The organism is Dokdonella fugitiva (assembly GCF_014138265.1).
Classification (GTDB): Bacteria; Pseudomonadota; Gammaproteobacteria; order Xanthomonadales; family Rhodanobacteraceae; genus Dokdonella_A; species Dokdonella_A fugitiva_A.
Map to the genome: position 1 here is coordinate 387,790 of NZ_JACGXL010000003.1, position 25,703 is coordinate 413,492.

A 25,703-nucleotide genomic window follows, 5' to 3' on the forward strand; every position below is an offset into this window, starting at 1 on the left:
GGCTACGATACGCACATGCACGAGACCCACGCCCCGCACCTCCACAAGAAGCGCTTCGGCCAGCATTTCCTGCACGACGCCGGCGTGCTCGCGCGCATCGTGCAGGCGATCGCGCCGAAAGGCGGCGACCGCGTCGTCGAGATCGGGCCCGGCGACGGCGCGCTGACCCTGCCGCTGCTGCGCGCGCTCGGTCGCCTCACGGTGATCGAACTCGACCGCGACCTCATCCCGCGCCTGCGCGCGGCCGCGAACGGCGTCGGCGAGCTCGAGATCGTCAATGCCGACGTGCTCTCGGTCGACCTGCGCCGGCTCGCCGGCGACGCGCCGCTGCGCGTGGTCGGCAACCTGCCCTACAACATCTCCTCGCCGATCCTGTTCCACTGCATCGAGCAGATCGACGCGATCCGCGACATGCACTTCATGCTGCAGAAGGAAGTCGTCGACCGCATGGCCGCCGCGCCGGGCAGCAAGGTGTACGGACGCCTGTCCGTGATGCTGCAGCTCGCGTGCCGGGTCGAGCCGCTGATCGAGGTGCCGCCGGCCGCGTTCCGCCCACCGCCGAAAGTCGATTCGGCCGTCGTGCGGCTGCGCCCGCGTGCGCCGGCCGAGCGCCCCGACGCGGACCCCACGATGATCGAACGCGTCGTGAAGGCCGCGTTCGGCCAGCGCCGCAAGACGCTGTCCAACGCGCTGCACGGCCTGCTCACGCCGGAACGGATCGACCTCGCCGGGGTCGACCCGCGCGCACGCGCCGAACAGCTGCCTCCGACGGCCTTCGTCGAACTTGCCCGAGTGGCCGGCCTCCCGGACAATCGGCACCCATGACCGGCAAGAAGCCTTACGACATCACGATTTCCGTCAATACGCGCTTCCTCGACGACCAGTCGGCGCCGGCGGACAACCGCTACGCGTTCGCCTACACGATCACCATCGTCAACGAGGGCACGGTCGGCGCGCGCCTGCTGTCGCGGCACTGGATCATCACCGACGGCAACGGCAAGGTGCACGAGGTGCGCGGCGACGGCGTCGTCGGCGAACAGCCGTGGGTGCGCCCCGGCGACGACTACGAATACACCTCGGGCGCCGTGCTCGAGACCTCCCTCGGCACGATGCGCGGCAGCTACCAGATGGTGGCCGACGACGGCACGCATTTCGATGCGATGATCCCCGCGTTCGTGCTCTCGATCCCCAGGACGCTGCACTGACCATGGACGCCGAACTCCGCAAGAACCCGCCCGCGCGCGTGCAGCGCCCCGCCGAGCCGGCGTGCTGACATGGCCGTCTGGGCCATCGGCGACATCCAGGGTTGCCACGACGAACTGACTCGCCTGATCGACAAGCTGCGCTTCGATCCGGCGCGCGACACGTTGTGGTTCTGCGGCGACCTCGTCAATCGCGGCGGACAGTCGCTCGCGGTGCTGCGCGCGGTGAAGGCGTTCGGCGATCGCGCGATCGTCGCGCTCGGCAACCACGACCTGTCGCTGCTCGCGATCGCCGAACGCAAGCGCGAGGACCAGCAGCGCGTCAATCCCGAGCTGCGCGAGATCCTGTTCGCGCCCGATCGCGAGGAACTGCTCGGCTGGCTGCGCCGGCAGAAGCTGCTGCACGTCGACCGCGCGCTCGACTTCGCACTCGTGCACGCGGGCCTGTTCCCGCGCTGGACGATCGCGCAGGCGGAAGAAATGGCGCAGGAGATCGAGGACAAGCTGCGCAGCGAAGGCTATCGGCGCCTGTTGAAGCAACTGTTCGGCAACAAGCCGGACCTGTGGACGCCGAAGCTGCGCGGCATCGACCGCTGGCGCGCCGGCATCAACGTGTTCACGCGCATGCGCTACTGCGACGTGCGCGGCCGCATCGGCTTCGGCGACAAGGGCGCTCCCGGCACGCAACGCCCGGGCCTGTACCCGTGGTACGAAGTGCCGGGCCAGATGAAACGCGACGTGCGCATCGTCTGCGGCCACTGGTCGACGCTCGGCCGCTTCGCCGGCCTGGGCGTGCACGCGATCGACACCGGCTGCGTCTGGGGCGGCTGGCTCACCGCGATGCGCCTCGACACCGAGGAACCCGAGTACGTCACGATCAAGTCGGACCGCAAGCCGGCGCCGGGCAAGGAGATGGACTGACGCCGTCCGCCTCCCCTCGTTCACGGGATTGGAGAGACTCGCTCATGAGAATCAAGTATGCACTGGTCGCATTGGCAGGTCTCTTTCTCGGTTCGGTGGCCGGCGGCGTCGGCGTCGCCTGGTTCTGCACGGACATGACGGCCCACATGATCGGCGCCGCATGGCGCGATGGCAGCCTCCACAGTCTCGGCGACACGACGCTCTACCTGCACCTGCTCGAAGAAGGCCGGACGGAATCGCTGCAGAAGTTACTGGTCGGCCGCCTGCAGGCGTCGACGATCTCCCTCGCGGCCGGCGCAGCGGACGGAGACGGCAATGCGCGCCTGTTGCGAAAACAGATCGAACTCGCCGGCCAGATCAAGTCGATACAGGCCGACGACAGCGATATCGGCAGGATGGCTGCGGACGCACGCAAACGGATACTCGACGTTCCGCACCCGTAGGTCGAAGCGCCTAAGGGTGGGACGCAGCAGCGGCCAGTCCCACCGCGACCCTCGGGCTGCCACTACGCGACGTCGTGCGATCCGGACGGTGGGACTCGCGCCATGCGCCTCGCATCGACAGGGCGTTTTCGCGCCGCTGCGTCCCACCCTACGCGGCGCTCGCCGCCGGCGAAGTTCGTCGCGCGCACTGGCTTTTCGCCACAGCGGGTACCATCTGGGCGTTGCAGGACTCGAGGTGAGGTGATGGCGACCACCAGGAAGAAGCGACTGGACGAGCTTCAGTTCTCGCTGGTCGCACGCGCGCTGGCGGAGCCTCGGCGTTACCAGATGCTGCGGGCGATCGGCGAGCATTCGAAGCCGATGCCGTGCTGCACCCTGCAGGAAACGCACAACATCAGTGCAGCGACCATTTCCCACCACATCAAGGAGTTGGAAGCCGCCGGACTGATCCGCATCGTGCGCGAAGGCAAGTTCGCCCATCTGAGCGTGCAACGCGATGTCCTGCGCGCCTACCTCGATCAGTTGGCGGAAATCTGACCACCCCTTGAAAGCAGTGCCCGAGCCCCCTTTTCGATACAACGATTAGACAATTGTCTAATCGTCAATCCATTCTGAAAGGAACCAACATGAGCAAGCTGGCAGGCAAAGTGGCGGTGGTGACGGGCGCGTCGAAGGGCATCGGCGCGGGGATAGCGAAGGGGCTGGCTGCGGCCGGCGCATCCGTGGTCGTCAACTATGCGACGAGCAAGGAAGGGGCCGATCGCGTGGTCGCGCAGATCGAGGCCGATGGCGGCAAGGCCATCGCGGTACAGGGCGACGTCGCGAAGGCGGTCGACGTGCAGCGTCTTTTCGCGGAGACCAAGCGCGCGTTCGGCGCGGTCGACGTGCTGGTGAACAATGCCGGCGTCTACCAGTTCGCTCCACTGGAACAGGTGACCGAGGAAGAGTTCCACCGCCAGTTCAACACGAACGTCCTCGGCCTGCTTCTCGCGACGCAGGAAGCGTCGAAGCACTTCGGCGACGACGGCGGCAGCGTCATCAACATCAGCTCCGTGGCGAGCCAGCTCGGGCTGCCCGGCTCGTCGGTCTACGCCGCCACCAAGGGTTCGGTGGACACCATCACGCACGTGCTGTCGAACGAGCTGGGGGCCCGTAACATCCGCGTGAACGCGATCAATCCCGGCGGTGTCGAGACCGAAGGCACGCATGCGATGGGCATCATCGGCAGCGACCTCGAGAAGGACATGGTCGCGAAGACGCCGCTCGGCCGCATCGGGCAGCCGGACGACATCGCGTCGATCGCCGTGTTCCTCGCCTCGGCGGATTCGGGCTGGATCACCGGCGAGACCCTGCGGGCTTCCGGCGGGATGCGCTGATCCATCCGGCGCGCGACCTGCATGGCGCCTGCGTGCCGCAGGCACCTTGCATCAGCGCCTCGAATAATCGACGAAAGTCATGGCGAACGCATGCCGCACATCGGCGGCATGCAGTTCGCGCGCCGTTTCGACCCAATCGCGCGCATCGAACGCGGGGAAATGCGCGTCAGCGCCCTCGGCGATCGTGTCGACCCAGGTGAGATGCAGGTGCGTCGCGCGCGGCAACGCGAGCGCGTAGACCTCGCCGCCGCCGATCACCGCGAGCTCGCCTGCTGCACGCGCGAGATCGATCGCTTGGTCGAGCGAATGCACGACGAGCTGGCCCGCGTACGGCGCGACGTCGCCGCGCGTGAGCACGAGGTTGTCGCGCCCCGGCAGCGCGCGTCCGATCGCGAGCGCGGTCTTGCGCCCCATCAGCACCGGCCGGCCGAGCGTGAGCGCCTTGAAACGGCGCAGGTCGTCGGGCAGGTGCCAGGGCATCGCACCGTCGCGGCCGATCGCGAGCCGGCGGTCGAGCGCGGCGATCAACGAGATCTTCATCCGCGTAGTGTGACGGCCCGGCCCGTGGAAGTCAGCGGGCGACTTCCGACACGGCATCGCACGCGCCGGTCGCGTCGAGGGGGCAGCGCCGCGCGGTTCCGCTGCATCGCCGACCGCATGGTCACACCGCGACCGGCGCCTTGATCGCCGGGTGCGGCGCGTAGTCGACGATCGCGACGTCCTCGTAGCGGAAGTCGAACAGCGAACGCACGTCGGGATTCAGCACGAGCTTCGGCAACGGTCGCGGTGCGCGCGAAAGCTGCTCGCGCGCCTGGTCGAAATGATTCGAATACAGGTGCGCGTCGCCGAGCGTGTGCACGAAGTCGCCGGGCGCGAGGTCGGTCACCTGCGCGACCATGCGCGTGAGCAGCGCGTAGCTCGCGATGTTGAACGGCACGCCGAGGAAGATGTCGCCCGAGCGCTGGTACAGCTGACACGACAGGCGCCCGTTCGCGACGTAGAACTGGAACATCGTGTGGCACGGCTGCAGCGCCATGCGCGGCAGGTCGGCGACGTTCCAGGCGCTGACGATGAGCCGGCGCGAATCGGGGTTGCGGCGGATCTCGTCGACGACCCAGGCGATCTGGTCGATCGTGCGGCCGTCCGGCGCGGACCAGCTGCGCCATTGCTTGCCGTAGACCGGGCCGAGCTCGCCGTCCGCATCCGCCCACTCGTCCCAGATCGAGACGCCATTGTCCTTGAGATAACGCACGTTCGTCTCGCCACGCAGGAACCAGACCAGTTCGTGCACGATCGACTTGAGGTGCAGCTTCTTCGTGGTGACGAGCGGGAAACCCTCGGCGAGGTCGTAGCGCATCTGCCAGCCGAACACGCTGCGCGTGCCGGTACCGGTGCGATCGGCCTTCTCGGTGCCGTGTTCGAGCACGTGGCGCAGCAAGTCGAGGTACGCGCGCATCACGCCCCTCCTTCGGGCTTGGCCGTGCCTGCGTCCGGCATCGCCACCGAGTACAGGCGCGCCGTCGGCGCCGAACGCGAACGCCAGAGCAGGAACAGCCCGACGAGGATCAGCGGCAACGACAGGATCTGGCCCATCGTGAGCCAGTCGAACGCGAGGAAACCGAGCTGCACGTCGGGTTCGCGCACGAACTCGACACCGAAGCGGAAACAGCCGTACAGCAGCGCGAACAGGCCCGACACCGCGTAGCGCGGGCGCGGCTTGCGCGAGTAGAACCAGAGCACCGTGAACAGCACGATGCCCTCGAGGCCGAACTCGTACAACTGCGATGGGTGGCGCGCCTCGTGCTCGAGCTGGCCCGCGAGGTACATCGCGTGCAACTCCTCGCGCGTCTTGTCGAGCGCTTCGAGCGCGCGCGGGAAGATCATGCCCCAGGCGACGTCGGTGTGTCGGCCCCAGAGCTCGCCGCCGATGAAGTTGCCGAGGCGGCCGAGGCCGAGGCCGATCGGTACGAGCGGCGCGACGAAGTCGATCGTGTCGAAGTAGTTCAGGCCGCGACGCCGCGTCCACAGCCAGCCCGCGACGAGCACGCCGAGCAAGCCGCCGTGGAACGACATGCCGCCTTCCCAGACGCGCACGAGGCTGAGCGGATGCGCCACGAGCTCGGCCGTGTTGTAGAACACCATGTAGCCGATGCGCCCGCCGAGGATCACGCCGAGCATGAGGTAGAAGCAGAGGTCGGAGAACTCGTCGCGCGTGACCGGCAGTCGCCCCGCCGCGAGCCGGCGCTGGCCGAGCCACCAGGCGATGCCGAAGCCGACGAGGTACATGATGCCGTACCAGTGCACCTGCACCGGGCCGAGCGAGAATGCGACGGGGTCGATGTCGACGAAATAGTGGGACACGAGGCGGCAGGCGAGCGGCGGATCTCCATTGTGCCCGGTCGGCGGTGGCGGCGCATCTTGGCGGACGACTCGCCGAGATGCGCGCCCGTTCTCGTTCCGGGATCTCCGATGCCGCGCGCGCCACTCGCAGCGGCAGGCTGGCGGTTTCTTCCGCGACGGTTTCCGAGCGTCGCGCGGGTCGGCCACGGTTCGCCTTCACCCCCCCAGCGGTGCGTGCTAGCCTGCCCGCGAGGGGAAGGACACATGGCCCAGACGGACCTCACCGAGCTGCTCAACCGCGCGCAGGGCGGCGACGCCTCCGCGCGCGAAGCCGCGTTCGCCCAGATCTACGCCGACCTCAAGCGCATCGCCGCGGCCGAGCTCCGGCGCAACCCCGGCGCGACGCTCAACACCACCGCGCTCGTGCACGAGGCGTACGCGAAGCTCGCCGCGCACCACGCGGGCGCGCTGGCGAGCCGCGCGCACTTCTTCAGCCTCGCCGCACGCGCGATGCGCCAGATCCTCGTCGACCAGGCGCGCAGCCGACTCGCCGACAAGCGCGGCGGGCGCGAAGCGCATACCGGCCTCGACGGCGCGCACGAAATCGCCGACCGCCGCGCCGAGGAGCTGCTGCTCGTCGACGAAGCGCTCGACCGCCTCGCCGAGCACGACGAGCGCGCGGCGAAGGTCGTCGAATGGCACTTCTTCGGCGGCTTCACGTTCGGCGAGATTGCCGCCGAGCTCGACTTGTCCGAGCGCACGGTGCGCAGCGACTGGGCGCTCGCGCGCGCCGTGCTCGCACGCGAACTCGGCCTCGGCGACGCCGTCCTTGCCGGTTCCGGCGCCGGATTGCGTAACGCGTAGCCAAAGGCATCACCGAGGGACCGCACGTGCATCGCGACTGGCCGCAAGTGAAGGCGCTGTTCGACGCCTGCCTCGATGCCGCACCGGCCGCGCGCGCGCGCTTGCTCGGCGATGACACGACGGTGCCGCCTGCGGTGCGCGCCGAAGTCGAGGCGCTGCTCGCCGCGCACGCGCAGCCCGCGCCACTCGACGGCGGCGCGGCGGCCTGGGGCGCGCCGCTGTTCGCTGCCGGCATCGACGACGTCGATGACCCGCCCGAGCGCATCGGTCCGTACCGCCTGGTGCGTGAACTCGGCCGCGGCGGCATGGGCGTGGTCTGGCTCGCGCGCCGCGACGAGCAGGGCTTCGAGCAACGCGTCGCGCTAAAGCGCGTGCGTGGCGGCCTGGATGGCGCCGAAGCCCGCGCGCGCTTCCGGCGCGAGCGCGGCATCCTCGCGCGCCTCGCGCACGATCGCATCGCGCGCCTGCTCGACGGTGGCGTCGACGCCGACGGCCGCCCGTGGTTCGCGCTCGAGTACGTTGAAGGCGAACCGATCGACCGCTGGTGCGATGCACGCGCGCTGCCGCTGCGCGCGCGCGTGCGCCTGTTCCTCGACGTGCTCGACGGGGTCGCCTGGGCGCACCGCAACCTCGTCGTGCACCGCGACCTCAAGCCGGCCAACGTGCTCGTCGACGGCGACGGCCGCGTCAAGTTGCTCGACTTCGGTATCGCCAAGCTGCTCGAGGACGACGACGCGAGCGCGACCGCGACCGGCATGCTGCTGATGACGCCGACCTACGCGGCGCCGGAACAGGTGCGCGGCGAAGCGGTCTCGACCGCGACCGACGTCTACGCGCTCGGCGTGCTGCTGTTCGAGCTCGCGACCGGCCTGTTGCCGTACCGCACGCCCTCATCGACGCGGCAGGCGTTCGCGCAAGCCGTACTCGAGCAGGAAGCCGAACGACCCGCGCGCGCGCTGCAGCGCGCCGGCGTCGACGCGCCAGCGCTCGCCGCGGCGCGCGGCACGACGCCGGCCGGCTTGCGCGCCGCACTCGACGCCGACTTCGCGCAGATCCTTTCGATCGCGCTCGCGAAAGCGCCCGAGCAGCGCCACGCGAGCGTCGACGCGCTCGCCGCGGACCTGCGCGCCTGGCTCGAACGGCGTCCGCTGTTGAGCCGGCCGACACCGCGCTGGCGCCGCCTCGCGCAGTTCGTGCGGCGCCACCGCGTCGGCTTCGCGGCGAGCACGCTGCTCCTCGCGACCGCGCTGGCCGGCATCGGCGCGACGCTGTGGCAGGCGCGCATCGCCACGCGCAACGCGCAGACCGCGCAGGCGGTGCGCGAGTTCACGACTGGGCTGTTCGCCGCGGTCGATCCCGACCAGGCGCGCGGCCGCGACGTGTCGTTGCGCGAGGTGCTCGACCTTGGTGCTCGCCGCGCCGAGACCGGTCTCGCCGACCAGCCCGCGGTGCGCGGCGCACTGCTGTCCGACCTTGGCGCGATCTACACCTCGCTCGGCGACGACGCGCGCAGCGTCGTGCTGCTCGAGCAGGCGCGCGATGCGCTGCTCGCGCGCCCGGACCGCGACGACGACGAACTCGCGCGCGCATGGCTGCGCCTCGCCGAGGCGCAGTTCGAAGACGGCCGCTACGACGCGGCCACGACCAGCGCCGACGCCGCGTTGCGCCTGCTCGCCGCGCACGCGCCGACCGATCCGCTGCGCATCGAAGGCGAGCTGCGGCGCGTGCGCATCGACGAGGAGACGGACCACCTCGATGCCGCCGGCGAGCGTGTCGAGCGTGTCGTCGCGGCACTGCGCGCGGACGCGCGCGCGACGCCGGCGAGCCTGTCGGACGCGCTCGCCACGCTCGGCAACCTGCGCCGCCTGCAGGCGCGCGGCGAGGAGGCGCTCGCCGCACACGAGGAAGCACTCGCGCTCGCGCGGCGCGTCGATCCCGACGACCCGATCGTCGCCTCGCGCCTGCACGAGCTCGCCGCGGCGGAAGCCGCGGTCGCGCAGCCACAGCAGGCGATCGCGCACCTGCGCGAAGCGCATGTGCTGCATCGGCGCGTGCACGGCGAACGCCACCCGCTCACCCTGTCGACCGAAGGCGAGCTCGCTTTCGCACTGGCGAATTCGGCCCAATACGACGAATCGGATGCCCTGTTCGAACGCAACATCGCGGCGCGACGCGCGGTGTTCGGCACCGATCACGTCGAAGTCGCCACCCCGCTCAGCAACCACGGCGTGAGCCTGTACACGCGCCATCGCTATGCCGAAGCGGCACGCTCGTTCGGCGAGGCCTGGCGGATCTGGCGGACCGCGTACGGCCCCGAACACTCGAGCACGCGCTCGGCGCTGACCGGATACGGTGCCTCGCTGTTCGAATCCGGCGACGCCGCGACGGCGGAGCCGTTGCTGCGGCAGGCGTACGAGATGTCGCGCCGCCTCGATCCGCCGCGCAACCAGGAGTCGGCGACCAACACGCTCGCGCTCCTGCTCGAGCGCACGCAGCGGCTCGACGAGGCCGAACGCCTGCTGCGTGCGAACGTCGCGCTGCAGGCCGAAGCGAACCACGGCGACGTGCGCGTCTATCCCTGGACGACGACCCTGCTCGGACGCGTGCTGCGCGAACGCGGCGATCTCGCCGGCGCGCGCGAGCAGCTCGAGCGCTGCTTCATCGCGTTCGACACCGACGACTATCCTGACGGCCCGCGCACGGCGACCTGCCTCGTGCAACTCGCACTCGTGCGTGAAGCACAACACGAAGCAGCGACGCAGGTGCGTCCGCTGCTCGAACGCGCGCTCACCACGCAGGAAGCGAAGCTCGGCCGCGACGACGCCGAGACCGTCGCGACGCGCGCGCTGCTCGCGCGCCTGCCCCTCGCGCGCTGAAAACCTGTCGGGTCGCTCGCGCGTCGTACCCGTAGAGCCGCGCGGCCGCGAGGGCCGCGGCCGCGCGCACGGCTGGGAACGCAGCGATCACGAAATTGCCGCTTTCGCCCCGCCGCTGCGTAACTGCCAGCGACGGTCGCGATGCGTGCACGGTGCGCGCCCGCGTGGACCGGCCCCGAACCCGAGGAGTTTCGCCATGTTCCGCCCGATCATCGCCGCCACCCTGCTGCTCGGCGCCGCCACCTGCACCGCCCGCGACGGCGACCTCGACCTGCGCTTCGGCAGCGACGGCAAGCGCACGATCGCCTTCGACCTGTCGACCAGCCGGCTCGACACCGCGATCGCCACGTTCGTCGATTCGGCCGGCCGCTACACCGTGGTCGGCTATGCCGACTACGGCTACGTCGGCTTCGTGCGCCTGCTGCCGGACGGCGAGATCGACGCGACCTTCGGCGGCGGCTACGTCACTCGACCGCTGCCCGCCAACGCGACCCCGACCGTCGCAGCGACGGACTTCGCCGGCCGCATCGTCGTCGGCGGCTACGCGATGAATCCGCTCGACCACGACCCGTTCGTCTGCCGCTATGCCGCCGACGGCACGCCGGACACGCAGGTCGGCCCGACCGGCTGTCGCATCGTGCCGGTCGACTACGCCGTGGATGGCGACGACCGCGTCAACGCCATCACGATCGGCGAGAGCGGTTACATCTACCTCGCCGGATCGGCGCAGCGCACGGATCCGGGCGACTACGATTTCTTCGTGATGCGCCTGCGTGAGACCGACGCCGCGCCGGACACCGGTTTCGGTGGCGGTGACGGCATTCAGACGGTGCCGTTCGACCTCGACGGCAACCACGCCGGAGGCGACGACGACGGTGCGACGACCCTGCTGCTCGCCGGTACGTGGCTCTACGTCGGCGGCTACGCGTACACGAACGTGTTCTCCAACCACGATTTCGCGATCGCCAAGATGAACAGCGGCAGCGGCGCGCTCGACGCCACGTTCTGCCCGAACGCGACGACCTGCACCGGCAGCGAGGCCTACCAGGGCAAGCGCACGCTGACCTTCACGCAGACGGCGACACGCTTCGACGAACAGGTACGCGGGCTGAAGTTCGATCGCAACGGCTACCTCATGATGGCCGGCACTGCTGCGGACAACACCGGTGCCGACCTCATCCTGGCGCGCCTGCAGACCGACGGCGCGTTCCCCGCGCAGGCATTCGGCAACGAAGGCAACCACGTGCGGGGAACGCTGCTCGAGGACCTCACCGTCGGCGGCCTCGCGGTGGACTTCGACACCAACCGGATCCTCGTTTCCGGCTCGACTGCCAGCGCGCCTGACAGCGCGGATCCCGACCGCCTGCTCTGGGTCGGCCGTTTCCTCGCCGATGGCACCGCGGACCTGAGTTTCGCGACGGTCGGCGTGAACCCGAGCTGGATCAAGGCGGTCGCGTTCGAACACCACGACGACGCGCAGCCGACCGACAACACCGGTGGCGCGCTGCTGATCGACCGCGGTCGCATCGTGCTCACCGGTTCGCGCCTGTGGCAGCGCGACGCCGGCAGTGGGCTGAACGACTACGACTTCGCGGTCGCGCGTTTCGAGGGCGACGCGATCTTCATCGACGGCCTCGACGGGTACTGATTCATCGCAGCGGTTCGGGCAATGCGCTTCGTGCGGGACCGGCGGCACGCCTCGCGTGCCGCCCTACGCGGATCCATGCCCGTTCGCGCGACACCCGCATGCGGAAGCGGCGTACGTGCGCACGCCGCCCTAGGCGGGGAGCACCCGCAGAATGTAGCCCTTGAGATAGTCGGTCTCGGGGATCGCCGGGTGCACCGGGTGGTCCGGCCCCTGCTGCAGCGAGACGAGCATCTGCACCTGGCGGTCGAGGTGCCGCGCACCCTGCTGCACGCCGTCGAGCAGCGCCTGCCGCGGCATGTGGTGCGAGCACGAACAGGTCACGAGGATGCCGTCGCGCGCGAGCACCTGCATGCCGAGCTCGTTGAGTCGCCGGTAGGCGAGGCTGCCTTCCTTGAAGTCCTTGCGCCGCTTGATGAACGCGGGCGGATCGAGGATCACGACGTCGTAGCGTTCGCGCGCCTCGCGCAACGCCTTGAGGTGGTCGAACGCGTCGGCGCGCAGCGCTTTCACGCGATTGGCGAGGCCGTTGCGCTCGATGTTGCGCGCCGTCGCCTCGACCGCGGCCGCCGAGGCGTCGACGCAATCGACTTCGCGCGCGCCGTACGCGCCCGCGCGGATGCCCCAGCCACCGAGGTAACTGAACATGTCCAGCACGCGCTTGCCGGTCACGAAGCGCGCGAGCCCGTCGCGATTCTCGCGCTGGTCGTAGAACCAGCCGGTCTTCTGCCCACCGACCGGATCGACGCCGAACACGAGGCCGCCCTCCTTCGCGACGACCTCACCGCCATATTCGCCATGGCCGAGGTCGGCGTACATGGGCAACTGCTCCATCGCGCGGATGCCGGCGTCGTTCTTCCACCACACTTGGCGCGGCGCGAGCACCTTGACGATCGCGTCGGTGATCGCGTCCTTCTGCCGCTCCATGCCCGCGGTCGTGATCTGGCCGACGACGACGTCGCCGAAGCGGTCGAGCGTGAGGCCCGGCAGGCCGTCGCTCTCGCCGAACACGAGCCGGTAGTACGGCTCCGCGTAGAGCTGCTGGCGCAACGCGAGCGCGATGTTGAGGCGATGCACGATCAGCGAGCGGTCGAACGGATGCTCGAGGCCACGCACGACGAGGCGCGCGGCGATCAGCGAGTTCGGGTTCACGTAGCCGACGCCGATCGCCTTGCCGCGATGGTCGACGATCGCGACGACGTCGCCGGGCGCGAACTCGCCGAGCGGCGAGCGCGCGACGTCGATCTCGTTCGAGAACACCCACAGGTGCCCGGCGCGCAGGCGCGCGTCCTCGCCGCGCTTGAGGTAGAGGGCGGGATACTCGATCGACTCGGACACGGGATGGCCTGCGGCACGCGGAGCGGCGCACGGTAGCGCGCCGGCGCCGGCGCCACAACTCGGCGCGACGCGATGCCGCGGCGTCACGCGAGCCACGACGCGTCCCAGAACGGATACTCGCCGACGCGCCGGCACAGGCCCACGCGCACCGGCTCGCGCACGATCTCGCGCGCGATCGCCGCGCAGTCCTCGTCGGGCCGCACCGCGCGCTCGTGGCAGCCGCGCGCCCAGACCGCGCCGCTGCGGCCCGCGGCGAGGTTGACCGAGCCCGCCGCGACCGCCTTCAGCCGCGCGACGAGGATCGGCAGCGAATCGAGCCCGGCGAGCCGTACGAGGCCGTGCCAGCGATCCGGCAGCAAGGCCCAGCAGAGCAGCTGCGACGTGCGCCAGACGCGCGTTTCGCCGAACGCGCGCGCGGCGGCGCAGGCGAGCGTCCAGTCGGCGAACGTCCTCGCGTGATCGAGAGTGGCGAAATCGACGCGGTAGATGCGTCCCTCGCCGAGCGCATCGCATCGGCGGTCCGGTTTCACGTTTGCGGCGCAGCTCGGGGTGTCCATGCGGCGATCGTCGCAAGCGCCCGCGTGTGCGGCGACCGGCGACGCGCGCGCCCACCTGTACGAAATGCATGGCCGGGCGTGCGCGTCGTCGCCGGGTCGCGGCGTAGACTGCAGCCATGAGCAACCGCCTCGCCGACGAAACGAGCCCGTACCTGCGCCAGCACGCGCACAACCCGGTCGACTGGTGGCCGTGGTGCGACGAGGCGCTCGCGACCGCGCGGCGCGAACGCAAGCCGATCCTGCTGTCGATCGGCTACGCCGCGTGCCACTGGTGCCACGTGATGGCACACGAGAGTTTCGAGGACGAGGCGACCGCGGCGCTCATGAACGCGCTGTACGTGAACATCAAGGTCGATCGCGAGGAGCGGCCCGACATCGACAAGGTGTATCAGCTCGCACACCAGGCACTCGCGCGACGCGGCGGCGGCTGGCCACTGACGATGTTCCTCGGCGCCGACGACCTCGTGCCGTTCTACGCGGGCACGTATTTCCCCGAGATGCCGCGCCACGGCATGCCCGCATTCGCGCAGGTGCTGCGCGCGGTGCGCGCCTGGCACGACGACAAGCCGGACGAAGTCCGCGCGCAGAACGGCGCGCTCGCCCGCTTCCTCGCCGAACACGGCCGCGAGACGACGCATGCGGGCATGCTCGACGATGCGCCGGCGCGCGACGCGCTCGCACGCATCGCGCGCGGATTCGATCGCGACAACGGCGGCCATCTCGGTGGACCGAAGTTCCCGCACGCGAGCGAGATCGAATGGCTGCTCGCGCAGGGCGCCGATGCGCGCGAGATGGCGCACCGCACGCTCGCCGGCATGGCCGAGCGCGGCCTGACCGACCACCTCGGCGGCGGCTTCTTCCGCTATTGCGTCGACGAGCGCTGGGAGATCCCGCATTTCGAGAAGATGCTGTACGACAACGCGCAGCTGCTGCCGCAGTACGCGCGCGCGGCGCGCGTGTTCGGCGAGCCGGCGTTCGCACACGCGGCGAGCGCGTGCGCGCGCTGGCTCGAACGCGAACTGCAGGCACCCGAAGGCGGCCTGTGGAGTTCGTACGACGCCGATTCCGAAGGCGAGGAAGGCCGCTACTACGTCTGGCATCGCGACGACGTGCGCGCCGCGCTGGATGCCGCGGAGTACGCCGTCGTCGAACCGTTGTACGGACTCGACCGCGCGCCGAACTTCGAAGGCCATGCCTGGCACCTGGTCATGAAGCGGCCGGTCGTCGACATCGCGACGGCTCTCGGCCTCGGCGTCGGGGAAGTGGCGGCGCGACGCGCGACGGCCGAGGCGAAACTGCTCGCCGTGCGCGAACGCCGCGTGCGTCCCGGCCTCGACGACAAGATCCTCACCGCGTGGAATGCGCTCGCGATCGCCGGTGCCGCGCGCGCGGCCCGCGACGTCGCGGATGCGCCGCTGCTCGCCGCGGCGGAACGCGCGCTCGACTTCCTGCATGCGAACGCCTGGATCGACGGTCGCCTGTACGCGTGCCACGCGAGCGGCCGCGCGCGCTTCGCGGCCTATCTCGACGATCATGCGTTCCTGCTCGATGCGCTCGTCGCGATGCTGCAGCTGCGCTGGCGCGAGCGCGATCTCGCCTGGGCGATCGCCCTCGCCGATGCGCTGCTCGCGCGCTTCGAGGACCGCGAGCAGGGCGGATTCTGGTTCACCGCGCACGACGCGGAACCGCTGCCGCAGCGGCCGAAGCCGTTCATCGACGAATCGCTGCCCGCCGGCAACGGCGTCGCCGCGCGGGCGCTGCTCGCACTCGGTCACCTGGTCGGCGAGCCGCGCTGGATCGACGCGACCGAGCGCTGCCTGCGCGCGGCGTGGCCGACGCTCGCCGAACTGCCGCATGCGTGCTGCAGCCTGTTGCTCGCGCTCGGCGACCACCTCGAACCGCGCACGATCGTCGTGCTGCGCGCCACCGACGACGAAGCCACGCACTGGTGCACCGCAATCGAGCACGCGCGCACCACCGGCACCGCTCTCTGGCGCATCCCACCAGCGGTTACGCTGCCGGGCGTGCTCGCGCAGCAGTCGCACGCGCCGGGCGGAGTCGCCTACGTCTGCCGCGGGCTCCGTTGCCTGCCGCCGGTCACCGATCCGGCCGCGCTCGTCGCACATCTGGCTTGAGCCCGCCGCGTCCCGCAGGCATGGCCGCGCGCCGCCACGGCATGCTGCGTTGCAGTATGCACGGATACGTGAAATAGGCCTCAAGACTCATGCGTATCCGCTTCCAGACGGATATGACATGGTGCTATGGTCCCATCGTTTTGTGTCGAAGGCCGGCACAGGACCGGTCCCCGTGATCCGGGCACACCCGGATCTTTCGCAAAACGAATCTCCCGCGCCGCCAAGAGAGGGGCTGCGCGACGAGACGGACGCGACCGGGGAGCAACGGAGCTTGCGACGGTGCCGCGGTGCGCCGCGGCGTTGCCAACGTCCTTGATGGGGAGATCAAATCGTGAATTTCGAACTCGGTCTGCGGCGCAACCTGCTCGCCGCAGCGGCGCTCGCGATGCTCGGCGGCCTCACGCTGTCCGCCACCGCATCGGCGTCCTCGTACACGCGACTGCCTCCGGACATGCAGCCGAACGCGGTCGTCAACGCACACGGCCAGACGATCGTCTACGGCATGTCCTACCAGAGCGACACGTCGCTGCCGCTCTACTACCTGCCCGAATGGAAGGGCGCCGTCAGCGAACGTTCGTCGGACGAACGCGAAGCAGCGGAGAACTGGCGCATCCCGGGCCACCATGTCGACGGCAAGGACCCGATCGTCCAGAACATCGGCCACGTGACCAATGCGGCGATGCCCGCACCGATCCTCAACTTCGACGGCATGGGCGTCGGCTCGTGCGGTTGCGCGCCGCCCGACACCAACGGTGAAGTCGGCCGCACGCAGTACGTGCAGATGACCAACGCGGGCTATCAGGTGTTCGACAAGACGACCGGCGCCTCGCTGCTCGGCCCGCGTGCGACCTCGTCGATCTGGGCCGGCTTCGGCGGCGTCTGCGAGACGTCCGGCCACGGCGACCCGATCGTGCTGTACGACCAGATCGCGGACCGCTGGGTGATCACGCAGTTCGCCGGCGGCAGCACGATCACCGACGAGTGCATCGCGGTATCGACGAGCGCCGACGCGACCGGCAGCTACAAGCGCTACGGCTATCACCTCGGTTCGGAGTTCTACGACTATCCGCACCTCGGCGTGTGGCCTGACGGCTACTACATGGCGATGAACGTGTTCAACACGGCCGGCACCGCCTACCTGCGTCCCCAGCCGTTCGCGTTCGATCGCGCCGCGATGATCGCGGGCGCGACCAGCGCCGCGTACGTGACCACGACGTCGCTCGGCTCCAGCAACGCACCGCTGATGCCGGCCGACCTCGACGGCTCGACCCTGCCGTCGACGGGCGCGCCCGAGGTGTTCGTCGAGTATCCCGACACCACCACGTACAAGACCTATCGCTTCCACGCCGACTACGTGACGCCGTCGAACACGACGTTCACGCTCGCCGGCAGCCCCGCCGCGGCCGCGTTCACGCAGCCGTGCGGCAGCACGTCGGCCTGCGTGCCGACCAAGGCCAGCTCGTCGAACTACCTCAATGCCCTCGACGACCGCCTGATGTTCCGCCTCGCCTACCGCAAGTTCAGCGACCACGAGTCGCTCGTCGGCAACTACACGGTGAAGGCGAACAACGTCGCGGGCATCCGCTGGTTCGAACTGCGCAACGGCACTTCGGGCACGCCGAGCGTGTTCCAGGAAAGCACCTACCAGCCCGACACCACCTGGCGCTGGATGGGCAGCGCGGCAATGGACGGCCAGGGCAACCTCGCGCTCGCGTACTCCGCCTCGAGCAGCACGATCAATCCGCAGATCCGCTACGCGGGCCGCCTCGCGGGTGACGCGCTCAACACGATCACGCAGACCGAAACGCACCTGTTCGACGGCGGTGGCAGCCAGACCGGCTCGGGCAACCGCTGGGGCGACTACAGCGACCTCACGGTCGATCCGGTCGACGACTGCACGTTCTGGTACACGCAGGAGTACTACGCCGCGAACGGCAGCTTCAGCTGGCGCACGCGCATCGGCAGCTTCAAGTTCGCCGGTTGCGGTGGTGGCGGCGGCAACGTGCCGCCGGTGGCGAACTTCGGCGTGACGACGAGCGGCCTCACCGCCAACTTCACCGACAGCTCCACCGACAGCGACGGCACGATCGCCTCACGCGCGTGGACCTTCGGCGACGGCGGTACCTCGACCGCGACCAACCCGAGCCACACCTACGCCAGCGCGGGCACCTACAGCGTCTCGCTCACCGTCACCGACAACGGCGGCGCCACCAACACCAAGACCACCTCGGTCTCGGTCAGCTCGCCGACCAACACGCCGCCGGTCGCGAACTTCAGCTTCACCACCAGTGGCCTCACCGCCACCTTCACCGACAGCTCCACCGACAGCGACGGCACGATCGCCTCGCGCGCGTGGACCTTCGGCGACGGCGGCACCTCGACCGCGACCAACCCGAGCCACACCTACGCCAGCGCCGGCACCTACAGCGTCTCGCTCACCGTCACCGACAACGGCGGCGCCACCAACACCAAGACGAGCTCGGTCACCGTCTCCACCGGCGGCGGCAACGTGCTGCAGAACGGCGTGCCCGTCACCGGCCTGTCGGCGACCACCGGCACCAACACCGCCGTCTACACGATGGACGTGCCGGCCGGCGCGACCAACCTCGTGTTCGCGACCTCGGGCAGCAACGGCGACGCCGACCTCTACGTGAAGTTCGGCAGCGCGCCGACCACGTCGAGCTACGACTGCCGTCCGTACACGAGCTCGTCGAGCGAAACCTGCACGTTCGCGGCACCGCAGGTCGGCACCTACTACGTCATGGTGCGCGCGTACGCGAGCTTCACCGGCCTCAGCCTCACCGGCAGCTATTCGACCGGTGGTGGCGGCGGCACGGTGCTCACGAACGGCGTGCCGGTGACCGGAATCTCCGCGGGCCTGCATGCGTACTCGACCACGTACACGATCGTCGTGCCGTCGGGCCGCACCAACCTCACGGTGACGACCACCGGCGGCAGCGGCGACGGTGACCTGTACGTGCGCCTCGGCTCCGCGCCGACGACGTCGACGTACACCTGCCGCTCGTGGGTGAGCGGCAACAACGAAACGTGCTCGATCAACTCGCCGGCGGCGGGCACGTACTACATCCGCATCTACGGCTACACCGCCGCCTCGGGCATCACGCTCAAGGCGACGTACACACCGTAGCCGGTCGTTCGGAATGGGGCGATCCATGGACGGATCGCCAGCGAGTCCGGCGCAAGCCGGACTCGCCGAGTCGAGAAGGACCCGACGATCGCGTCGCGTGAAGGCGAGCGGAACCCTCCGGTCGCCTTCATCCCCACACGGCGCGAGAGGGGTACAACGACAAGAAGGCCCTGGGGGCCACGACCACTTCTTACTACTCCCGGCCGCAGCAATGCGGCTTTCTTTTTTCTCGCACGCGACAGCAACGTCGTCCCCCACCCGACGCGCCCGTCGAGCCCGTTCAGGTTCGCCGCGCGGCGATCCGCGCATCCTCCGGCATAATCGGATCAAGGGTGCGGTCAGGGGTCATGTCGAGAGTCGTCGTTATTTCCTTGCTGCTGGTGTTGTTGCTCGGGGCGCGATCCGCCGTGGCGGCGCCCGCGGTCGAACCGCTCGACCTGTTCGACATCGGCGCGCCGTCGTTCACGAACTTCTCGACACGGGACGGCGTGCCCGCGACCGTCACGGTCGCGACCCAGGTCGACCGCGACGGTTTCGTCTGGCTCGCTTCGCCAGCCGGCGTCTATCGCTACGACGGGCGCCACTGGGCCGCGAGCGCCGATCCCGGCATGGATCGATCGGTCGACAGCCTCTGGCGCGACGCGGAAGGAACCTTGTGGGCGGCATTCCGCGAAGACGGCCTCGCGCGCTACGACGGCGCGCACTGGCACGTCGAGAATCGCGCGAGCGGCCTGCCCTCGCAGCAGATCCGCCGCTTCGCCGAAACCCGCGACGACGCCGGTCGCGTGCACCTGTGGGCGCTCAGCTGGGACATCGGCCTGCTCGAACATCGCGACGGCCGCTGGATCGCGGACCCGGGCAACGCACAACTGCCGTCCGGCGCGATCCTCTCGATGGCGCAGACCCGCCGCATCGGCGGACGCCCGCGCGAATGGGCCGGCAGCGGATCGAACGGGCTGTGGTTCCGCGAAGACGGCGGCGCGTGGCAGCGCTACCGCGCCGACGGCTTCGACCCGGGCCAGGTCGAATTCCTCTACGCGACGGAGCACGCCGGCCGCGAAGAACTGTGGATCAGCGTGTTCGCGACCGGCCTCTGGCGCCTGACCGGCGACGGCCTGCGCGCGTGGACGCGCGAGCGGGGCGAGCTGCCGACCAACGACATCTACGACATCGGCGAGACGCCACTGCCCAACGGCGACCGCGCACTGTGGGTGTCCTCGCGTTCGGGGCTCGTGCGCATCATCGGCGAGCATGCGCAGGCGTTCGACCGCCGCCACGGCCTGCCCGCGGACGCCGTGCGCGGCCTCAGCACCTGGCGCAGCCCGAATGGCGACGAGGTGCTGTGGCTCGCGACCGAAGCGGGTGTCGCGCGCACGATCGTCGGCGCGAACCAGTGGCTCACCGCGTCGCTGATGGGCATGCACGCGACCGGCGTGTTCGCGGTGCGCGTCGAAGCCGACGGCCGCGGCGGCGAACGCCTCTGGGTGGGCTCGAGCGACGAAGGCATCGGCCTGTTCGAACAGGGTCGCTGGCGCACCTTCAGCCAGGCCAACGGCGCGCTGCCCGATTCGAGCGTGCGCCTGATCACCGAAGCGCCGGACGAGCACGGCGTGCCGACGCTGTGGGTCGGCCTGCGCTACGGCCACCTGCTGCGCGCACGCGGCGGCCCCGTGTTCGAGCCCGTCGACACGCCGTGGCGCAAGCGCACCGAAGAAGCAGTGACCGCACTGCTCGCGACGACGCGCGACGGCCGCCACGAACGCTGGGTCGGCACGCGCACGTCCGGACTGTATCGCTGGCGCGACGGCCGCTGGGACGCGGCGGGGCCGCCCGGCGTCGTCGCGCCATGGCGCGTCGGCACGCTCGTCGAGCAGCACGTCGGCGCACGCGGCTGGCTGTGGGCGACCACGAACCAGGGCCTCGCGCGCTACGACGGCGCGCAGTGGACCCTGCTCGGTCGCGACGCCGGCCTGCCCGACCTCGAGCTCATCGGCGCGGACCTCATCGCCGCCGCGGACGGCACGCCGGTCCTGTGGATCGGCACGACGAGCGCGGGCATCGTGCGCCTCGACGTCGCCGACCCGCAGCACCCGTGCGTGCTCGCGGACGCGCTGCCGCCGCCACCGGATTCGACCGCGTACAGCGCGCTGCAGGATCATCAGGGACGCATCTACGTCTGCACCAACAATGGCGTGCAACAGCTCACGCCGCAGGCGCACGGATACACCTCGCGCGTGTTCACGCGCCGCGACGGCATGGTGCACGACGAGTGCAACCGCAACGCGCAGTTCGTCGATGCGCACGACCGCTACTGGACCGGGACGCTCGGCGGCCTGACCGTGTACGACCCGCAGCGCGCGGCGCAGGACACGCAGCCGAAGGCGCTGCGGCTGATCGGCCTGCGCCTCGACGAACGCCCGGTCGAAGGGGCGTCGCTGCACGTCGCGCCCGGCGCGCACGAAATCGCGATCGACTACGCGCTGCTGTCGTGGCAGCGCGAAGGCGAATCGCGTTACCGCTCGCAACTGCTCGGCTACGAGGACGTACCCGGCGAATGGACCGCGCAGAGTTCGCGCACGTTCAACGCCCTCGCGCCGGGTCGCTACCACCTGCGCATCGAAGGCCGCGACTACGCCGGCAACGTCAGCACGCCGCTCGACGTGCCGATCGAGGTCGAGGCGCGCTGGTGGCAGGAGGCCTGGGCACGCGTCGCCGGCGCGGCGGCGCTCGTGCTGCTCGGCTACGCGGCGGTGATGCTGCGCGTGCGCATGCTGAAGGTGCAGCGGCGCGAACTCGAGCAACGCGTCGCCGCACGCACGCTCGAACTCAACGAGGCGAACGCGCGCCTGCTCGAGCTCTCCTACGTCGACGCGCTGACCGGCCTCGCCAACCGGCGCCGCCTGCTCGAAACACTCGAACGCGATCCCGTGCGTGCGCGCCAGGCCGCATTGATCCTCGTCGACGTCGACCACTTCAAGGCCTACAACGACCGCCACGGCCACCCCGCCGGCGACGAGGCGCTGCGCGCGGTCGCGCGCGCGCTGCGCGACGGCGCGCCGCCCGAAGCGCTCGTCGCGCGCTACGGCGGCGAGGAATTCGCCTGCCTGCTGCCGGACGCGGACGCGACCACCGGGGTCGCGCTCGCCGAGCGCATCCGCGCCGCGATCGCCACGCGCGACATCGCGGTGCCGGGCACGTCGCAGGTCCGCCGCGTGACGATCAGCGCGGGTGTCGCCAGCGCGATGCTCGCGAGCACCGCGGACGCGCACGCGTTGCTGCGCGATGCCGACATCGCGCTGTACCAGGCCAAGCGCGACGGCCGCGACCGCGTGCGCAGCGCCGACGACCGCGTGCCGTGACGTCGCCGCGCCGGTCGGCGCGACTCAGCCCGTGAAACCGATGCGCGCGTGCGTGCCGTCGCAGAACGGCTTGTTCGCGCTGCCGCCGCAACGGCACAGGCGCACGTCGGTCACGCGGCTCACCATGCGGCCGGTACCGCTCACGATCTCGAGGTTGCCGCGCACGTGCAGTGGACCGTTGCGCTGCGGTTCGATCGCGAGCGGGCCGTCGCGCTGCGGCAGCATGTCGGTCTGGCTCGTCGTCGGCGGCTCGCCGGTCGCCGCGAACGCGACGTCGTGGTGGCTGCCGTCGCAGAACGGCTTGTTCTTCGACGCGCCGCAGCGGCACAAGGTCGCGCGATAGCCGGCCGGCTTGCCGTCGATGACGAGCTCGGCGTGGAACGCGTACGGTCCGGCCTCGCGCACGCGCGCGAGGTTGACCGGCGGCGCCGGCTCGTCGGGCTTGCCGTCCTTGCGCGTGTACCGGATCGCGCCGGACGGGCACGCGTGCGCGACCTCGACGAGGCGGTCGACGCCGAGCGTTTCCGGATGCAGCCACGGCCCCTGCACGTTGGCGAGGAACACCGTCGGCGCGCCGGTCACGCAGAAGCGCGCATGGATGCAGCGCTTGCCTTCGTAGATGAGCGTCACGTCGTCGGCTTCGACCACTTCGATCGCGGGCGCAGCCGGCGTCGCGGGCGCGGACGGAGCGGCCGCAGGTGCGCTCGCCGGCGTCGCGGCGATGTCGCGCGGCGGCGCGGTCGCGCCGAGGTCGAACCCCGCCAGCGCGCGTGCGGCGAGCCCTGCGATCACCTCGTTGGCCGCCTTCGCGCGCGCATGCGGCTGCACGGCGAGCGCTTGCGCCGCGTCGGCGATCTGTTCGAAGCGCTCGCAGAACATGCGGCGCGCCGACGGTCCCGGCGGCAACGCCGCGGCGTCGCGCAACGCGATGAACGAGACGCCCGCGTTGACGTTCGAACCCGGCGCCGCCGGCAGGCGTGCGGCGAGTTCGGCGAGCGGCACGAGTGCGTGCATGAGGCCGATCGCGAGGTCGATCGAGAGATTCTTGTCGGCGTCGCCCGAGCGCACGGCGTACGCGTACGCGAGCAGGCGCAGCATGAGGCCGTAGCAGCTGCTCGCGAGGTCGACCACGGCGACCGCGGTCGGGTCCTCGATGCGCACGCGGCCTTCCGCGCGCGGCGGACTGCGCAGCACCGGGTTCGTCGCGGCCGGGAACGCGGGCCGGAAATCCGCCGCCTGCGCGCACAGCTCGGCGAGCTCGCGGCGGATCGCCGCGAACTTCTGGTAGTGCGAGCCTTCCACGTGGCTCGGCGCACCCTCGCCCTGCGTCACGATCGCGTTGAACGCGGCGAGCGCGGTCTTCGAGCAGATCACGCGCGCGGCGTTCGGCAGCCCGGCTTCCGCCGCGGTCAGCTGCAGCGCGGGGTCACCGCAGAATGTCGTCGCCTCGCCCCACTGCTCGACGAGGTCGCGCAGGCCCTGGCCGATCGCCTCGTAGAACGCGCCGACCGTGTCGTAGTCCATCGCCATCGGCGTGATGCGCTTGCCCGGTGCGCCGCGCGTGAACGCGCGTTCGAGCGCGAAGCCCTCGCCGTCTGCCTCGTCCGACCCCGCGGGCCGCTCGAGGAAGATGAAATGCTGCAGCGTCGCCGCGTCGAACGGCGCGAGCTTGACCACGACGCTCGCCGGCAGCGCGCCGGGATCGAGCGGCAGGTTGAAGCGGCCGATGCGCGGCGCGCCACCGAGCGCGGAGGTGATGTTCCACACCGCCACGAGATGGCCCATTTCCTCGATCGCGACCTGCAGCAGCACGTCACGCCAGCGCCGCGTCGCCTCGAGCTGCGCCGGCGCGAGGCCATCGGCGGCGTCGGTCTTGAGCGAGAACGCCGCGTAGAGGTACGTGCACATGAGGCAGTGCTCGAGCTCGGCCGCCTCGTAGAGCTGGTGAAGCACCTGTTCGCGGCTGCTCTTCGTTTCACGGTCACTGAGGCGGGTCATGCGGGCTCCGGCGCGTCGGCGCGATGTGCGGACGACGATGCGTCCGCGGCGTGGCTGGCGTGCGGACTCTACGCCGCGACCACGTGCGAGGACAATCGGACCTTGGACGCTTGCGGCGACGCGTTCGTGACCGGCCCGGCGTCGCGACTCAGCGCGGGCCGGACGGTACCTCGCGCGCCCACGCCATCGCCGCCTCGCGCTGCGCCGGTGCGAAGCAGCGCATCTCGGTGTGCGACAGCATCGCGTCCTCGACGCCCGCGATCGCCGCGATCCACGGGCGATCGGTCACGATCGCGCAACGCGCGTAGCGGCCGAGCTCGCCGAAATGGCCGAACGCGTAGCGCATGTCCTTCGCCAGCGCGTCCAGCGTGATGCCGCCGTGGCGCGTCATGTCGCAGAACAGGTTGATGCGCGGCTGCGTCGCGAGGCGACGTTCGACTTCGCCGACGCAGACGTCGAAATCCTCGCCGCTGAGCAGGCCGTCGAAGCGGAATGCGGCCAGGTGCGGTGGCGCGGGCAGTATCGCGATCATGGCGCTCCCTAGCTGCAATGCATGCCGACCGTGGGCCACGACTATCGTGCGGCGCGCATGACTGGCAGCCGAATGGCCGACGCCCGGCCGCGCGCCGATGGTCCGCGAGGCTTCAGGCCGCAGCGATCGCTTCGACTTCGAGCTTCCATGCCGGTTCGAGCAGGCGGCAGCAGACCACGGTCGACGCGACGCGATGACCGGCGAGTCGTTCGGCGCGGATCCGCCCGTTCGCGTCGTCGTACTGCGGATCGGCGAGGTAGGTGCGCAGCGAAACGAGGTTGCGCACGCCCATCCCGGCCGATTCGAGGATCGCGCCGATGTGCCGCCAGATCAGCTCCGCCTGCTCCTCGAACGACTCCGGCATCGTGCGTCCGTCCTGCTCGAAGCCGTTGAGGCCGCTGATGAACAGCAGCCGCGTGCTTCCGGCGACTTCCAGTGCGTGCACGTAGCCGCGGTACGGCGGGAACAGCGAGGAAGGTTCGCGTGCGATCGTGTCCATCCGGCCTCCTGGGACTGCATGGGCGCGGGCGACCGTCGTGCGGCCGGACGCGCCGGGCCCGCGAGTGTGTCACGCCGGGTCCCGCGCTGCGATGCCGTCACTGCGCCGGCGGCAACAGGTTGGCGTCGCGCACGACGCGCCATGCACCATCGGCCTGCTTGCGCAGGATCGTCAGCGCGCTGCCCGAGCGCGCGAGCGCATCGCCTCCGGAACGCGCGCGGACGCGCACGTCGAGCTCGGTCCAGCAGTAGGCGAGATCGCCGCAGGCCACGACCTCCCGCACCTGTCCGGACGAGTCGATGCGGTGCGTGGTCAGCAACGTGCGCAAGCCCTGCTCGAATGCGTCGCGGCCACGCATCGGCGCGTGACCCGCGACGAGGAAGACGACGTCCGGCGTCATCAGCCCGAGCACCGTTTCGACATCGCCTTCGGCGGTCGCGCGATGCCAGCGCTCGACGCGTCGAAACGCT

At 70.4% G+C, this 25,703-nt stretch carries 20 protein-coding genes and 1 pseudogene; 12 read left to right on the forward strand and 9 right to left on the reverse strand.

What is annotated here, in order from left to right; all coding sequences use genetic code 11:
• The first annotated feature begins 15 nt into the window (after positions 1–15).
• The 6 genes from rsmA to FHW12_RS12205 all read left to right on the forward strand — a co-directional run bounded on the left by rsmA (position 16) and on the right by FHW12_RS12205 (position 3,942).
• Positions 16–825 (forward strand): 16S rRNA (adenine(1518)-N(6)/adenine(1519)-N(6))-dimethyltransferase RsmA, encoded by an 810-nt coding sequence (rsmA, locus tag FHW12_RS12180; protein ID WP_182531290.1) that lies wholly within the window; start codon positions 16–18, stop codon positions 823–825.
• Positions 822–1,205, forward strand: a complete 384-nt coding sequence (apaG, locus tag FHW12_RS12185; protein ID WP_182531291.1) for a Co2+/Mg2+ efflux protein ApaG — start codon at positions 822–824, stop codon at positions 1,203–1,205. Before rsmA ends, apaG begins: the two co-directional genes overlap by 4 nt.
• A 69-nt stretch (positions 1,206–1,274) precedes the next feature.
• A complete protein-coding gene (locus tag FHW12_RS12190; RefSeq protein WP_182531292.1) occupies positions 1,275–2,123 on the forward strand; it encodes a symmetrical bis(5'-nucleosyl)-tetraphosphatase in 849 nt (282 codons plus the stop codon).
• A gap of 44 nt (positions 2,124–2,167) precedes the next feature.
• Positions 2,168–2,566, forward strand: coding sequence for a hypothetical protein (locus tag FHW12_RS12195; protein WP_182531293.1), 399 nt, complete (start codon positions 2,168–2,170; stop codon positions 2,564–2,566).
• A gap of 243 nt (positions 2,567–2,809) precedes the next feature.
• On the forward strand, positions 2,810–3,103 hold the full coding sequence (locus tag FHW12_RS12200; protein WP_182531294.1) for an ArsR/SmtB family transcription factor: 294 nt from the start codon (positions 2,810–2,812) through the stop codon (positions 3,101–3,103).
• An 89-nt stretch (positions 3,104–3,192) separates the two neighbouring features.
• Positions 3,193–3,942 (forward strand): glucose 1-dehydrogenase, encoded by a 750-nt coding sequence (locus FHW12_RS12205; protein ID WP_182531295.1) that lies wholly within the window; start codon positions 3,193–3,195, stop codon positions 3,940–3,942.
• 51 nt (positions 3,943–3,993) lie between these two features.
• On the opposite strand, the gene FHW12_RS12210 is transcribed toward FHW12_RS12205, so the two are convergent.
• From FHW12_RS12210 to lgt, 3 genes are all read right to left on the reverse strand, one after another.
• A complete protein-coding gene (locus FHW12_RS12210; protein WP_182531296.1) occupies positions 3,994–4,482 on the reverse strand; it encodes a dihydrofolate reductase in 489 nt (162 codons plus the stop codon).
• A 121-nt stretch (positions 4,483–4,603) separates the two neighbouring features.
• Positions 4,604–5,398, reverse strand: a complete 795-nt coding sequence (locus FHW12_RS12215; protein ID WP_182531297.1) for a thymidylate synthase — start codon at positions 5,396–5,398, stop codon at positions 4,604–4,606.
• Entirely contained in the window at positions 5,398–6,303 is a 906-nt protein-coding gene (gene lgt / locus FHW12_RS12220) for a prolipoprotein diacylglyceryl transferase (RefSeq protein WP_310735220.1), read from the reverse strand. Before lgt ends, FHW12_RS12215 begins: the two co-directional genes overlap by 1 nt.
• Before the next feature lie 243 nt (positions 6,304–6,546).
• Here lgt and FHW12_RS12225 point away from each other — a divergent pair, with 243 nt between their 5' ends.
• From FHW12_RS12225 to FHW12_RS12235, 3 genes are all read left to right on the forward strand, one after another.
• Positions 6,547–7,146 carry an ECF-type sigma factor gene (locus FHW12_RS12225; protein WP_182531298.1) on the forward strand — a complete coding sequence of 200 codons (600 nt, stop codon included), beginning with the start codon at positions 6,547–6,549 and terminating at the stop codon, positions 7,144–7,146.
• A 26-nt stretch (positions 7,147–7,172) separates the two neighbouring features.
• The gene (locus tag FHW12_RS12230) at positions 7,173–10,022 is read left to right on the forward strand and encodes a serine/threonine-protein kinase (protein WP_182531299.1); all 2,850 of its coding nucleotides are present in this window, start codon (positions 7,173–7,175) and stop codon (positions 10,020–10,022) included.
• A gap of 196 nt (positions 10,023–10,218) precedes the next feature.
• Complete coding sequence (locus FHW12_RS12235; protein ID WP_182531300.1) at positions 10,219–11,670, forward strand: hypothetical protein; 1,452 nt, start codon at positions 10,219–10,221, stop codon at positions 11,668–11,670.
• Between the two features lie 129 nt (positions 11,671–11,799).
• On the opposite strand, the gene FHW12_RS12240 is transcribed toward FHW12_RS12235, so the two are convergent.
• Together FHW12_RS12240 and FHW12_RS12245 are read right to left on the reverse strand one after the other, a co-directional pair.
• Positions 11,800–13,005: a class I SAM-dependent rRNA methyltransferase gene (locus FHW12_RS12240; protein WP_220484423.1), complete on the reverse strand. Its 1,206-nt coding sequence runs from the start codon at positions 13,003–13,005 to the stop codon at positions 11,800–11,802.
• An 83-nt stretch (positions 13,006–13,088) separates the two neighbouring features.
• Positions 13,089–13,562 (reverse strand): transposase, encoded by a 474-nt coding sequence (locus FHW12_RS12245; RefSeq protein WP_182531301.1) that lies wholly within the window; start codon positions 13,560–13,562, stop codon positions 13,089–13,091.
• A gap of 116 nt (positions 13,563–13,678) precedes the next feature.
• On the opposite strand from FHW12_RS12245, the gene FHW12_RS12250 reads away from it, so the two are divergent.
• The 3 genes from FHW12_RS12250 (at position 13,679) to FHW12_RS12260 (ending at position 22,204) form a co-directional block, all read left to right on the forward strand.
• Positions 13,679–15,697 carry a thioredoxin domain-containing protein gene (locus FHW12_RS12250; RefSeq protein WP_182531302.1) on the forward strand — a complete coding sequence of 673 codons (2,019 nt, stop codon included), beginning with the start codon at positions 13,679–13,681 and terminating at the stop codon, positions 15,695–15,697.
• A gap of 331 nt (positions 15,698–16,028) precedes the next feature.
• A complete protein-coding gene (locus tag FHW12_RS12255; RefSeq protein ID WP_182531303.1) occupies positions 16,029–18,845 on the forward strand; it encodes a PKD domain-containing protein in 2,817 nt (938 codons plus the stop codon).
• 347 nt (positions 18,846–19,192) lie between these two features.
• Positions 19,193–22,204 (forward strand): ligand-binding sensor domain-containing diguanylate cyclase, encoded by a 3,012-nt coding sequence (locus tag FHW12_RS12260; protein WP_182531304.1) that lies wholly within the window; start codon positions 19,193–19,195, stop codon positions 22,202–22,204.
• A gap of 24 nt (positions 22,205–22,228) precedes the next feature.
• Here FHW12_RS12260 and FHW12_RS12265 read toward each other — a convergent pair whose 3' ends face one another.
• The 4 genes and pseudogenes from FHW12_RS12265 to FHW12_RS12280 all read right to left on the reverse strand — a co-directional run.
• Positions 22,229–24,202, reverse strand: a complete 1,974-nt coding sequence (locus FHW12_RS12265) for a ferritin-like domain-containing protein (protein WP_182531305.1) — start codon at positions 24,200–24,202, stop codon at positions 22,229–22,231.
• A gap of 148 nt (positions 24,203–24,350) precedes the next feature.
• Positions 24,351–24,734: an STAS/SEC14 domain-containing protein gene (locus tag FHW12_RS12270; RefSeq protein WP_182531306.1), complete on the reverse strand. Its 384-nt coding sequence runs from the start codon at positions 24,732–24,734 to the stop codon at positions 24,351–24,353.
• Positions 24,735–24,846: 112 nt separating this feature from the next.
• Positions 24,847–25,233 (reverse strand): RidA family protein, encoded by a 387-nt coding sequence (locus tag FHW12_RS12275; RefSeq protein WP_182531307.1) that lies wholly within the window; start codon positions 25,231–25,233, stop codon positions 24,847–24,849.
• Positions 25,234–25,330: 97 nt separating this feature from the next.
• Positions 25,331–25,678: pseudogene (locus tag FHW12_RS12280) on the reverse strand (YybH family protein); the annotation flags it as partial.
• Between the last annotated feature and the right edge of the window lie 25 nt (positions 25,679–25,703).